Here is a 13205-nt window from a genome sequence, read left to right as displayed (position 1 = left end):
CTACCTCCGGATATTGAGAATGTGTGCCGGTTCTTGATGCGCGTCCAGTCGGACGTAGTTGTACTCGCCCCACTCCCAGCTTTCGCCGCTGACCAAATCATCCACCCAGAAGCGTCCATTGGCGGTGAAGTCGGCCGGATCCAGCGAAAGTGCGGAGAGGTCCAGGGTCACGGTGCTTTCCCTTATGCCGTGGGGATCGACGTTGACCACAATGATCAAGGTGTCCTTGCTGCCGTCAGGCAAGGTCTTGTGCTTGGAGAACACCACTGTGGCGTCATCCGTGCTGTGATGCAGAGTCAGGTTCTGCAGGTCACCCAAGGCCGGGTGGGCCTTCCGGATGGCGTTAAGCCTCGTGATGTAAGGGGTCAGGCTGTGCCCCGAGGCCGCCGCGGCATCCCAATCGCGGTGCTTGAACTCATACTTCTCGTTGTCGATGTACTCCTCGGCACCCGGACGCGCCACGTGCTCGTACAGCTCGAATCCGGCGTATACGCCCCACAGCGGGCTGGCCGTGGCTGCCAATGTTGCGCGGATCCGGAACGCGGCCGGCCCCCCGTATTGGAGGTATTCGGTGAGGATATCCGGGGTGTTGACGAAGAAATTGGGCCTGAAGTACGCCGGGGATTCGTGGCTGATCTCCTGGAAATACGATTCCAGCTCGGTCTTGGTGTTCCGCCACGTGAAATACGTGTACGACTGCTGGAATCCTGCCCGGCCGAGGGCGTGCATCATCGCGGGGCGGGTGAACGCTTCGGCGAGGAAAACGACGTCGGGGTGCTTTTTGTTGACCTTGCCGATCAGCCATTCCCAGAACCACACGGGTTTGGTGTGGGGGTTGTCCACGCGGAAAATCTTCACGCCGTGGCTTACCCAGAGGAACACGATCCGCAGGATTTCCTTGGACAAACCGGCGGGATCGTTGTCGAAGTTCAGCGGGTAGATGTCCTGGTACTTCTTAGGCGGGTTTTCGGCATAGGCAATGCTGCCGTCCACGCGGGTCGTGAACCATTCCGGGTTGGTCTTCACCCAGGGGTGGTCCGGGGCTGCCTGAAGCGCCAAGTCCAGCGCCACCTCGAGGCCCAGCTCATTGGCGCGGGCCACGAAAGCGTCGAAATCCTCGAAGGATCCCAATTCCGGATGGATGGCGTCGTGGCCGCCGGCTTCGGAGCCGATGGCCCACGGTGAGCCGGGATCCTGCGGACCCGGGGTCAGGGTGTTGTTGCGTCCCTTGCGGTGCTGGAAGCCAATCGGGTGGATGGGCGGCAGGTAGATCACGTCGAAGCCCATGTCCGCAACGGCGTCGAGCCTCTTGGCAGCTGTCGTGAAGTTGCCCGAAGTCCACGCTTCCGTGGAGGGATCGAAAACGGCACCTTCGGAACGGGGGAAGAATTCGTACCAGGCGCCCCGTCCGGCGAGGTCGCGCTCCACGAGGAGCGGGTATTGTTCCGAGACGGTCACCAATTCACGGATCGGCTGGCGCTCGACGGCGGCCGCGACCTCCGTGCTGAAGCCGGCGGCAAGGCGCTCCTCGGCAGTCTTGGAAGTATCGGCGAGGCCTTCGGAGGCAGCCCGCAGGGTGCGCTTGTCCGCCGCGCTCCGCGAGCTCTCTCCCGCCGCTTCCGCGAGGAGGGCGACGCCTTCAGCGAGCATCAGCTCCACGTCGATGCCGGCTTCGACCTTCACTTCGGCGTTGTGGTGCCATGTGCCATAGCGGTCGTGCCAGGCCTCGATCGCGAAACTCCAGGCTCCAGGTGCCGTCGGGGTCAGCAGGCCCTCCCAACGGTCTGTTCCCTTACCGCGCTCACCCGGTGCAGGCGCAAGCCGCACACGCTGGCGTTCTTTGCCCTTCGGGTCCAGCAGGACGGCGCTCACCCCCAGCTGGTCGTGGCCCTCACGGAAGACCGTGGCGCCGACCACCAAATCTTCACCAGGCAAGGCCTTGGCCGGAAACCGGCCTTCCTCGATCACGGGTTGGACAGCCGTGATCGGGAATCTGCCGAACCTGAGACCTTCAGTGATAACGGCCTTCTGCTTGGACTTGGATGCTGAGCTGGATCGGGGTGCTGCAGTAGTGGTCACAACCTCGACGTTAGCGAGAAAAATCACATTTTGCGAAGAGGTAGCCCAGACTCTTCCCCGCAATGTGTCATTTACCTAAAAGAAACCGAAAGCTGTTCCTGCCGTCCACCGAGTGGATTAGTGTGGCGCTCGTGAAGGCAATTCGAAGGTTTACCGTCCGTACCCTGCTCCCCGAGCCGATCCAGCCGCTCGCGCGTCTCGCGACTAATCTGCGCTGGTCGTGGCACCGACCTACCCGCGAGCTTTTTGCGAGCCTTGACCAGGAATTGTGGGAGGAAAGTCGTCACGATCCAATCAGCCTCCTCGGGTCAATCAGCCGCGATCAGCTCGACCAACTTGCCTCCAACAATGAACTTGTAGAGCGTGTGCAGCATGCGGCCGCGGATCTGGACCGGTATCTGAGCGAGCCGCGCTGGTACCAGGGACTGGGTGCGGATGCCCCGGCGTGCATCGCGTATTTCTCGCCCGAATTCGGCATCACCGAGGTGCTTCCGCAGTATTCCGGTGGCCTGGGGATCCTGGCCGGGGACCATTTGAAGGCGGCCTCGGACCTCGGCGTGCCGTTGATCGGCGTCGGGCTGCTGTACCAGGCGGGCTATTTCAAGCAGTCCCTGTCCCGCGACGCGTGGCAGCAGGAAACCTACCCGGTCCTCGACCCGGACGGCCTGCCCCTGACACTGTTGCGCGAACCGTCCGAGGACGGCACCGGCAAGCCGGCGACAATCTCGCTGCCGCTGCCCAACGGACGCAAGCTCAACGCGCACATCTGGCGGGCCGACGTCGGGCGGGTCCCGCTGTTGCTGCTCGATTCGAACGTTCCGGCCAACGACGACGCCGCGCGCGGGATCACGGACCGCCTCTACGGCGGCGGAGGGGACCACCGCCTGCAGCAGGAGCTGCTGCTGGGCATGGGCGGGGTGAAGGCGCTGCGCGTCTACCAGCGCCTTACCGGCACCCCGGCCCCGGAAGTGTTCCACACCAACGAAGGCCACGCCGGGTTCCTGGGCATCGAACGGATCCAGGAGCTCATGTCTTCCGAGGCTCCGCTGAGCTGGTCCGAGGCCCTCGCCGCCGGGCGGGCGTCCACGGTGTTCACCACGCACACCCCGGTGCCGGCGGGCATCGACCGTTTCGAGGCCGTTCAGATCAGGCACTTCTTCGACGCGGGCCTGGCCCCGGACGTCCCGGTGGAGAAGGTCCTGGAACTGGGCCGGGAGAACTACGACGGCGGCAACCCCTCGGTCTTCAACATGGCCGTGATGGGCCTGCGCCTGGCGCAGCGGGCCAACGGCGTGGCCAAACTCCACGGAGTGGTCTCCCGCGAGATGTTCTCCGGGCTCTGGCCAGGCTTCGACCACTCCGAAATCCCCATCACCTCCGTCACCAACGGCGTCCACGTACCCACCTGGGTGGATCCCCGCATCTCTGCCTTGGCCCGCCAGCAGTTTGGGACCGAGGCCGAGGCCTTGGGCCGCTGGGATCTCGCCTACAACGTCAGCGACGAGGACGTTTGGGCGCTGCGGCGGCAACTCCGCGTATCCCTCGTGGAGGATGTCCGGCGTCGACTCCGGGCGGCGTGGAAGAAGCGTGGCGCGGCTGATGCCGAGTTGGGCTGGACGGACACCGTGCTGGACCCGGACGTGCTCACGATCGGTTTCGCCCGGCGCGTGCCCACCTACAAGCGCCTGACCCTCATGCTCCGGGACCCGGCACGCCTCAAAGCGCTCCTGCTGCACCCGAAGCACCCCATCCAGCTGGTCATCGCCGGCAAGTCCCACCCGGCCGATGACGCCGGCAAGAAGATGATCCAGGACCTGGTGAAGTTCACCGACGACCCCGCCGTGCGGCACCGGATCGTGTTCCTGCCCAACTACGACATCGCCATGGCGCGCACCCTGTTCCCGGGCTGCGATGTGTGGCTGAACAACCCGCTCAGGCCCCTGGAAGCCTGCGGGACCTCCGGGATGAAGGCGGCCATCAACGGCTCCCTGAACCTCTCGGTGCTGGATGGCTGGTGGGATGAGATGTACGACGGCGAGAACGGCTGGGCGATCCCGACCGCGAACAACGACGCGTCCCCGACCGAACGCGATGACATCGAAGCCGCCGCGCTCTACGAACTCCTGGAAACCCAGGTGGCCCCGCGCTTCTACGGCTCCACCGTCTCCGAACACGCCGGAGCGGCCGGGCCTTCGCAGACCGGCCCGGAAGCCGTGCCGACACACTGGGTGTCCATGATCAAGCACACCCTGGCCCACCTCGGCCCGGCCGTCTCGGCCGACCGCATGCTCCAGGACTACGTCAACACCCTCTACCGTCCGGCGGCGGAGTCGGGACGGCGTGCCGTGGCTGGCTCGTTCAAGGAAGCAAAGGAACTCGCGGCCTGGACCAGCAAGGTCCGCGACGCCTGGCCGCAGCTCATCGTGGAACACGTGGACTCCGTGGGCGTCTCCGAAGAACCCCAGGTCGGGGACACCCTCCAGGTCAACGCCTACATCGCCCTCCACACCCTGACACCGGACGACGTGTGCGTCGAGGTCGCCTATGGGCGTGCCGAAGAAAGCGATGAGCTGGAAGACATCACCGTCGCCGAACTCAACTCATTCGAGGACCTTGGCAACGGTCGCCACCTGTTCACCGGGTCCATCCTGATCAACCGCTCCGGATCCTTCGGCTACACCGTCCGGGTCTTCCCGAAGCACCCCTCCCTCGCCTCGAAGGCCGAACTGGGGCTGATCGTCAACGCGTAGCGATGTGGCTGGCCGGTCGGGCTTTGCCCACCCGGCCAGCCGCGCTACTGCTGGAAGACCGCTATCACGGCGAGGTCCCGCCGGGAGTAGAACTCGGCGTCCTGGAGGATCTCGCAAACCAAGCCGAAGGACCGATCAGTCCGGTAGGCCGCCGGGACCTGCCAAATCAGGGTGACGGGTGGTTGGTCGTCGTCGGACACACTGTCTGCGAAATCGTGGAGTGAATCGTTGAGCGCATCCATGTCCACACCGTCGTACTCGGGGAAATCGAGCACCTGGCCGAACACTTCGAGGACGGCTGCCTTGTTTGCCGCCGGCGGCACCATCACGGTGCGGCGGCCGGCGTCGGACACTTGTTCCTGCAGTTCTTCGAGCGTCCACGTGTCTGCGGAATAGATCTTCATGGTTCCTAGGTGCGGTAGATGTTGATGGTGTTGCCTTGGACCACTTCCCGCTCGCCGGCGGCGACCAGGGCTCCCTGCCTGCGGTCATTGAGTTCGGACGTCGTCAAGCGTAGTTCGAACATACGGCTTCCCGTGCCGGATTCGGCGACCAGTTTGGGGAGGACGACCTTGTGGTCATCCTTGTTTCCGTTGATAACGATCAAGCCGCGGTAAGCGCCGCCCTCCGAACTCACCAAGAGCTGCACAATCCGCAGGGACGGATCGTGCCAACGGGCCGCCGTCATGGGCTGGCCCTTTTCATCAAACCAATCCAGGCCCGTCCCGCTGTCCGGGAAGCCTGCGTCCTGGGCTTGCAGGAATTCTTTCCGAAGCCTTATCACCCGTTTGGTGCTCCGCAGCATGTCATGCGATTCGGGTGTCTGGGTCCAGTCAATCCATGTCAGGGGGTTGTCCTGGCAATAGGCGTTGTTGTTTCCCTGCTGCGTGCGTCCGAGCTCGTCGCCGGCGGTGATCATGGGTACGCCAATGGAGATCATCAACGTGGTCATGAGGTTCCGCTTGGACAGGGCACGGGCGGCGAGAATTGTCTCATTTTCCGTGCGGCCTTCGAATCCGTGGTTGTAGCTGAGGCTGTTGGTCTGCCCGTCGCGGTTTTGCTCGCCGTTGGCCTCGTTGTGCTTGCGGTCGTAGGACACCAGATCAGTCAGGGTGAAGCCATCGTGTGCGGTGATGAAATTGAGCGAAGCGAGCCTGGAACGTCCGGCGGATTCAAAGACCCGGGCCGAGCCGGTCAAAGCGTCGGCCAGATCTCCCATGGTGCTGCCGGACATCCCGCCTTCCACGGCACCCCGCTCTGAGAGCCAGAAACGGCGCACGCCATCACGGAAGTGGTCGTTCCAGTCCACCCACCCCTTGGGGAACCGCCCAGTCTGCCAGCCACCGTAACCCACATCCCACGGTTCGGAAATGAGCTTGGTCTTGGAGATCACCGGATCTTCCGCGATGCGCTTCAGGAAAGGGTGCTCAGGATCGAACTCGTTGCCCGCATTGCGGCACAGAGTCACGGCGAGGTCGAAACGGAAGCCGTCGATGTGGAATTCTTCGGCCCAATAGCGCAGCGAATCGATGGCAAGATCCACCACCCTCGGTTCGGCAAAATTGAGCGTGTTGCCGCAACCGGTCGTGTCGAGGTAGCGGCCGTGGGCGTCGTGGCGGTAGTACCGCTGCTCGCCCAAGCCCCTGAAACTGAAGGTGTCGCCGTCGGGGCCGCCTTCGGCAGTGTGGTTGTAGACCACGTCGAGGATCACTTCGATCCCCGCGGCGTGAAGGAGCTTCACCATGCCCTTGAATTCGTCTTGGACGGCGTGGGGGCCGGCCAGTTGGGCGGCCTGCGTGGCGTAGTCCGCGTGCGGCGCAAAGAACGCTGCGGTGTTGTAGCCCCAGTAGTTGGTCAGGCCCAAGTACTGCAGGTGCTGCTCGTCCATGTGGAAGTGGATGGGCAGCAATTGGACTGCCGTCACTCCCAGTGAGTGAAAGTGCTCGATCATGGCCGGGTGTGCCATGCCCGCGTAGGTCCCGCGGAGGTGCTCCGGGATATCCGGGTGCAGCATGCTCTGGCCGCGGACGTGCGCCTCATAGACAATGGTGTCCCGCCACGGCGTGCGCAGCGCACGGTCGTCGCCCCAATCAAACGCCGATTCCATCCGCACGGAGGTCAGCAGCTCTCCGCGCTGGTGCACCGCCCGACCGTAGGGATCCAGCAGGAGTTGCTCGGCGTCGTCGGCGTCAAAGTCCGGAGCCTGAACGGACAGCGGAAGCGCATCCTCGTGGACCGCGGCGCGGAAGCCGTACCGGGTGCCGGGCGGCAGCCCGTCCACGATCCCGTGGTGGACGCCGTCCTCCAGTTTCGGCAGCGTGTGGACCTTCCAGGAGTCCCCGGGGGCCATGTACGCGATGTCGACCCGAGTGAGTCCTGGGGCCCAGACGGCGACGTTGACGCGGTCCCGCGAGGGGGTGCCGCCGTCGGACTTTCCAAGCCGCGGAACACTCAGCCCGAGCGGCGACGGCCGCGAGGCGTCCACTGTAGATGCTGTGTCAAAAATCGGCATAACCATTACTTGAGAGTTTAGTCTCCGACGCCAATTCTCCCTTGCCCCCAGCCCATATGACAGCACGGACGCCCGGCGGTCAGAGCCCAGCCGGTGCCCCCTACGAACGCAAACAAGCCGCTCACCTGCTGAAACGTCGCATCGTTCGGCCAGTTACGCTTTTCGCAAAACCGGTCGCTCGCGCGGATTATGTCGACTGACCCAATTCACGCGGCCGCATGCCGAGCGGTTCGTATCCTCGGCGATGTCGTTGCATACTTTGGCTATACACCAATGCGGAGGTAATTGTGCGAATCGCTCTTGCTCAACTCATCAGTGGCCGCGAGCTGGCAGACAACCTGACCCTGTTGGAAGACTATGCCCGCCGGGCCAAGGAGGGCGGTGCCGAGCTCGTGGTGTTTCCCGAAGCGACCATGCGCGCCTTCGGGAATTCCCTGCTGGACATCGCCGAGCCCTTGGACGGGCCATGGGCCAGCCGGGTGCGGGAGATCGCCCGGGAACTTGGGATCGTGATCGTGGCCGGAATGTTCACCCCTGGCCTGGCCTCCGACGGCAGCAGCAACGGCAAGGTCCGGAACACCCTGATCGCCACCGGGCCCGGGGTGGACACCAGCTACGACAAGATCCACCTCTTCGACGCCTTCGGCTTCGCGGAATCGGACACCGTCGACGCCGGCACCGGTCCAGTGACGTTCGACGCCGGGGGCCTCACCTTTGGCTTGGCCACGTGCTACGACATCCGCTTCCCGGCGCTCTTCACCGCCAACGCCGACCGCGGGGCCGACGTGAACATCGTGTCCGCTTCCTGGGGAGCCGGGTCGGGCAAGGTGGAACAGTGGAAGCTGCTCGCGCGTGCCCGGGCGATCGACACCACAACCTTCGTGCTGGCATGCGGCCAGGGCGACCCCGCGAGCCAGGGCCGCGAACCCAAAGGGGCGGCGCCCACCGGAGTGGGGCACTCCGTCGTCGTGTCCCCCTTGGGCAACGTTCTTGAAGAGCTCGACGCCGAACCCGGCCTGTTGTTCGCGGAGCTGGATGCCGCCGTCGTCGAGGACGCTAGGGCCAAGCTCCCGGTCCTCGCCAACCGCCGCGACTTCTGAAGGGGACAGCAACGCTCGCTCACTAAGAAGTGAGCGAGCGTTGCTGTAATTTGCGCTATAAGTGAGCGGGCGTGCGCTATTTGGCGGCGCGCTGCCTTGAGACTTCGTACAGGGAGATGCCCACGGCCATGGAGGCGTTCAGCGATTCCATGGCGGAGTCGATCGGGATGGAGATGATCTGGTCGCAGTTTTCGCGGACCAGGCGGCTGAGGCCCTTGCCCTCGGAACCCACCACGATGCACACGGGATCGGTGGCCAACGAGAGATCCGGCAGCGAGACGTCGCCGTCGCCGTCCAGGCCCAGCACGAAGATGCCCATCTGCTTGAACTGCTTGAGTGCGTTGTTCAGGTTGGCAGCCCGGGCCACGGGGACGCGGACCGCTGCGCCTGCGCTGGTCTTCCATGCCGACGCAGTGACGCCGACGGAGCGGCGCTCCGGGACAATCACGCCGTGGCCGCTGAAGGCGGAAACGGAGCGGATGATGGCGCCGAGGTTGCGGGGGTCGGTGATGCCGTCGAGCGCAACGAAGAGGGGCGCGTTGGGGATGTACCCCTTCTTCCACTTAGTGACCGTCTCTTCGGCGAGGTCGTAGGCGTCCTGGTATTCGTACGGCGGGATCTGCAGTACGAGGCCCTGGTGGACAGCGTCTTCGGTCATGCGGTCCAGCTCGGGCTTGCCGGTTTCCAGCAGCGGGATGCCACGTTCGGCAGCGAGTTTGAGGGACTCCTTGACGCGGTCGTCCATCTCGATCCGGATGGCGATGTGCAGTGCCTTCGCGGGGATTCCGGCGCGAAGCGCCTCCACCACGGAGTTGCGCCCGGTGACGACTTCCTCGGTAGCGCGGCCCTTGGGGCCCGAGCGGGCGCCCGGGTTCGAGCGGCTGGTGCCCCCGGCCGCGCGCTTTGCCGCCGAGCGTTCAGCGAGCTGCTTGCTCTTGTACGCCTTGTGATACTCGCGGTCCTCAGCCTTGGGGGTCGGACCCCGGCCTTCGAGGGCCTTTCGACCGTGGCCACCGGTTCCGGTGGTGGGGCCCTTCTTGCTCTTGACAGCCCGGCGACCGTTGTTGGCCATGAATTCCACCCTTGATTGTGTTGAGTACGTCTGCAATCAAGTCTACTGAATCAACTTAAATCGGGACGACGGCGGAATGTCAGTCCCGTTTGAGGCTCCAGCTGGCGCCGTCGGCGCCATCCTCGACGGCGATACCGGCTGCCGCAAGAGTGTCGCGGATCGCGTCGGAAGCTGCCCAGTCCTTGTTGGCCCGCGCCTCGGCCCGCGCCTGCAACTGGGCTTCCACGAGGACCCCGAGGGCCGTGACGGTCTCGGAGTTCTCCTGGGCCTCGCCGCGGACGTCGTTCAGTCCAAGAACGGTGGTCATGGCCATCACGGCCTGGAGCGCCTGCTGGGCCCCGGCGTCGTCCCCGTTCGCCAGGGCCGTATTTCCGGCACGGACAGTCTCGTGCAGGGCGCCCAGGGCCTGCGGGACGTTGAGGTCGTCATCCATCGCGGCAGCGAACGCATCGGGCACCGGGCTCGACACAGGGTGGGCGGCGAAATCGCCACCGAACTTCTTGGAGGCCTTCGCGACAAAACCATAGATGCGCTCCACGGCAGCAGCAGCTTCCTGGAGCGAGGTGGGCCGGTAGTCAAGGATGGAGCGGTACTGCGCCTGCCCAAGGTAGTACCGGACAACGCGCGGGCTAGCGAGCTCGAGCATTTCCGACGGGCTCACCGTGTTGCCTACCGACTTGGACATCTTTTCGCCCTCGTAGGTGACCATCCCGTTGTGCAGCCAGAAGTTGGCGAATCCGTCACCCGCAGCCTGAGACTGCGCCATCTCGTTCTCGTGGTGCGGGAAGCGGAGATCCAATCCGCCGCCGTGGATGTCGAATTGCTGGCCCAAGTACTTCGTGGCCATGGCGGAGCATTCAAGATGCCAGCCCGGCCGCCCGGTTCCCCACGGCGAAACCCAGCTCGCCGTCGTCGGCTCCCCGTCCTTGTAGCCTTTCCACAGCGCAAAGTCGCGCGGGTCGCGCTTCCTGTTGCTGAATTGAGGCTCGACGTCGGCGGCTCCCTGCATGTCGTCGATGTTCTGTCGGGTCAGCGAGCCGTACTTGCTCCAGGACCGGACGTCGAAGTAGACGTCGCCGGAGTCGTCCAGGGCCGGGTAGGCGTGGCCGCGGTCGATGAGCCTTTGAATGAGGGCGTGCATCTCCGGGATGTGGCCGGTGGCGCGAGGCTCATAGGTGGGGCGGGAAACGCCGAGGACGTCGTAGGCCTGTTCGAATTCCTGCTCGTAGCGGTAGGCCAAGGCCCACCATTCTTCCTCGGCCTTGGCTGTGGGTTCCTCGGCCCAGTCCGGCCCGAAGGACTGTGCCGACTTGGCGAGGATCTTGTCGTCGATGTCCGTGACGTTGCGGACAACAGTGACACGCAGGCCGCGGTATTCAAGCCAACGGGTCAACTGGTCGAAGGCGATCGCCGAACGGACATGTCCAACGTGCGGCATACCCTGCACCGTGGCACCGCAGTAGTAGACGCTGGCCTTGCCGGCTTCAAGGGGAACGAAGTCGCGGACTTCGGCGGATGCAGTGTCGTAAAAGCGCAGGGTCACCGCTCCAGATTAGCGGATGCGCACCGACTGGCTTCGTCGCACACCCTGTATCCCTGTTTAGCTGCCATCACCCTGGGGTGCTGCGGGCACGGGGTAGACGAGTGCCGTGGCCACGGCGGAAATGCCCTCGCCCCGGCCGGTGAAACCCAGGCCGTCACTGGTGGTCGCCGTGACGCTTACGGCGGCTCCTGCGGCGGCGCTGAGGACACGTTGCGACTCTTCACGGCGCGGGCCGAACTTTGGCCTGTTGGCAACGAACTGCACCGCCACGTTCCCGATTTCGAAACCGGCGGCACGGACGATCCTGGCGGCCTCCCCCAGCAGCTTCACCCCGGACGCACCCGCGAATTCGGGACGGTCCGTTCCGAAATGCGTGCCCAGATCACCGATGCCGCAAGCGGAGAAGAGCGCATCAGCGGCTGCATGGGCGACGCAATCGCCGTCGGAATGCCCTGCAAGTCCGCGTTCCCCCGCCCAGAACAGCCCGCCGAGCCACAACGGCTGCGGATCGTTCTCAGGTGCGTAGGCGTGCACGTCAACCCCGATGCCCGTGCGCGGCAGAATCATCGCGGTGTCCTCCGGTGCGGCCATCAGCCTTCCACCCAGCGGACTCCGAGCGGCCCTTCCAGGAGGCCTTCGGCGATGATGAGATCCAGCGGCGTGGTGATCTTCAGCGACTGGCTGGCACCCCGGACTGCGTGGACGGGGACGCCCAGGAGCTCGACAAGCATGGCGTCGTCCGTGACGGCCGCCGACTGCTCGTCGTCGAACGTCGCCGCGGCCGAGTGTGCGCGCAACAAAGTCTCATAGTCGAATCCCTGCGGAGTCTGCACGGCACGAAGTTGTTCGCGCGGGGCGGTGCCGGTGACGATCTCCGGCGCGATTCCGGCGTCGTCCCCGTCCGTTTCCGCGACCATCTTGACGGTATCCACCACCGGCATGGCGGGGATGACCGCTTTGGCGCCCGACGAAAGCGCCACGGCGACACGGTGGAAGACCCGTTCGGGTGTCAGCGCCCGCGCGGCGTCGTGAACCAGCACCGCACGCGTTCCCTCAAGAACTGCCCCCAGTGCGGCGCGGACCGAAGCGGCACGGGTCGATCCGCCGTCGACCACTGTGATCAGCGGACCGTCGGTGCCGAGCTCCCGGCGGAATGCCTCGCACAGCTCGCGCAGCTCCAGATCGCCTGCGGGGACGGCCACGCAAATCTGGCGTGCAACGTCCGCGGTCGCGACGCCGCGAAGGGCATGGGTCAGAATCGTTTCGCCGCCCAGCGGCACTTTTGCTTTGGGCATGCCATAGCCAAGGCGCTCCCCCGAGCCTGCTGCGACGACGACGACGGCGGTGGCCTCGCGCTGGGATGGTGTAGTCATGCGCCCAAGCCTACGTGGTGCCCACCGACCCAACCCAGCTCGCAGTAGGTGTCGTTTTGGGCGCCCAGAACGACACCTACTGCGAGTTAGTTGGGCCTCGGGCAAAAGGAAACCCCGGCAGCAGGTTGCTACCGGGGTTCAAATCTTTGAATCTCTGTTAGGAAGCCAGAACTTCGTCGAGAACGCTTGCGGCCTTCTCTTCGTCGGTCTTCTCAGCCAATGCCAGTTCTGAAATCAGAATCTGACGGGCTTTGGCCAGCATTCGCTTTTCACCTGCGGAAAGGCCGCGATCGTGATCACGGCGCCAAAGGTCGCGGACGACCTCTGCAACCTTGATGACGTCGCCGGAAGCAAGCTTCTCCAGGTTTGCCTTGTAGCGCCGGGACCAGTTGGTGGGCTCTTCAGTGAACTCGGCACGGAGAACGTCAAATACGTGCTCCAAGCCTTCCTTGCCCACTACGTCGCGAACCCCAACAAGGTCTACGTTTTCTGCTGGAACTTCAATGGTCAGATCACCCTGAGCCACCTTGAGCTTGAGATACATTTTCTCTTCGCCCTTGATAGTGCGCATCTTGATTTCTTCAATTTTTGCTGCACCGTGGTGAGGGTAAACTACTGTCTCGCCGACCTCAAAAACCATGTGGACTTTCCCCTTTCCCGCAGACCAGTTTATCACGCTTAAGGCATACGATTGGCACGGAAAGGGCTCCTGAGCCCTGTAAATACGCGGAAAATGGCCTTTTCAGCCCTCCGGCCCCCTCTTGACGGGAGGGCAT

10 protein-coding genes are annotated in these 13205 nt (G+C 64.4%); 2 read left to right on the top strand and 8 right to left on the bottom strand.

What is annotated here, in order from left to right:
• A complete protein-coding gene (locus OIT41_RS03160) occupies positions 1-2079 on the bottom strand; it encodes an alpha-1,4-glucan--maltose-1-phosphate maltosyltransferase (RefSeq protein ID WP_319801839.1) in 2079 nt (692 codons plus the stop codon).
• A 131-nt stretch (positions 2080-2210) separates the two neighbouring features.
• Between OIT41_RS03160 and glgP the strand changes: the two genes are divergently transcribed.
• A complete protein-coding gene (gene glgP / locus OIT41_RS03155; RefSeq protein WP_264637427.1) occupies positions 2211-4829 on the top strand; it encodes an alpha-glucan family phosphorylase in 2619 nt (872 codons plus the stop codon).
• A 44-nt stretch (positions 4830-4873) separates the two neighbouring features.
• Here glgP and OIT41_RS03150 read toward each other — a convergent pair whose 3' ends face one another.
• Complete coding sequence (locus tag OIT41_RS03150) at positions 4874-5233, bottom strand: barstar family protein (protein ID WP_264637426.1); 360 nt, start codon at positions 5231-5233, stop codon at positions 4874-4876.
• A 5-nt stretch (positions 5234-5238) separates the two neighbouring features.
• Positions 5239-7347 (bottom strand): glycogen debranching protein GlgX, encoded by a 2109-nt coding sequence (glgX, locus tag OIT41_RS03145; protein WP_241710606.1) that lies wholly within the window; start codon positions 7345-7347, stop codon positions 5239-5241.
• A gap of 281 nt (positions 7348-7628) precedes the next feature.
• Here glgX and OIT41_RS03140 point away from each other — a divergent pair, with 281 nt between their 5' ends.
• Entirely contained in the window at positions 7629-8441 is an 813-nt protein-coding gene (locus tag OIT41_RS03140) for a carbon-nitrogen hydrolase family protein (protein ID WP_241710605.1), read from the top strand.
• A 76-nt stretch (positions 8442-8517) separates the two neighbouring features.
• On the opposite strand, the gene rlmB is transcribed toward OIT41_RS03140, so the two are convergent.
• From rlmB to OIT41_RS03115, 5 genes are all read right to left on the bottom strand, one after another.
• On the bottom strand, positions 8518-9513 hold the full coding sequence (gene rlmB, locus OIT41_RS03135) for a 23S rRNA (guanosine(2251)-2'-O)-methyltransferase RlmB (RefSeq protein WP_241710604.1): 996 nt from the start codon (positions 9511-9513) through the stop codon (positions 8518-8520).
• Positions 9514-9592: 79 nt separating this feature from the next.
• Positions 9593-11056 (bottom strand): cysteine--tRNA ligase, encoded by a 1464-nt coding sequence (gene cysS, locus OIT41_RS03130; protein WP_241710603.1) that lies wholly within the window; start codon positions 11054-11056, stop codon positions 9593-9595.
• Positions 11057-11113: 57 nt separating this feature from the next.
• Positions 11114-11623, bottom strand: a complete 510-nt coding sequence (gene ispF / locus OIT41_RS03125; protein WP_241710613.1) for a 2-C-methyl-D-erythritol 2,4-cyclodiphosphate synthase — start codon at positions 11621-11623, stop codon at positions 11114-11116.
• Between the two features lie 23 nt (positions 11624-11646).
• Positions 11647-12429 (bottom strand): 2-C-methyl-D-erythritol 4-phosphate cytidylyltransferase, encoded by a 783-nt coding sequence (gene ispD / locus OIT41_RS03120; RefSeq protein WP_241710602.1) that lies wholly within the window; start codon positions 12427-12429, stop codon positions 11647-11649.
• Positions 12430-12586: 157 nt separating this feature from the next.
• The gene (locus tag OIT41_RS03115) at positions 12587-13069 is read right to left on the bottom strand and encodes a CarD family transcriptional regulator (RefSeq protein WP_011690592.1); all 483 of its coding nucleotides are present in this window, start codon (positions 13067-13069) and stop codon (positions 12587-12589) included.
• Between the last annotated feature and the right edge of the window lie 136 nt (positions 13070-13205).

The organism is Arthrobacter sp. YA7-1 (genome assembly GCF_025960325.1).
Classification (GTDB): domain Bacteria; phylum Actinomycetota; class Actinomycetes; order Actinomycetales; family Micrococcaceae; genus Arthrobacter; species Arthrobacter bambusae_A.
The sequence above is the reverse complement of the archived record's forward strand: the minus strand, read 5'-3'. Positions and strand labels throughout refer to the sequence as shown.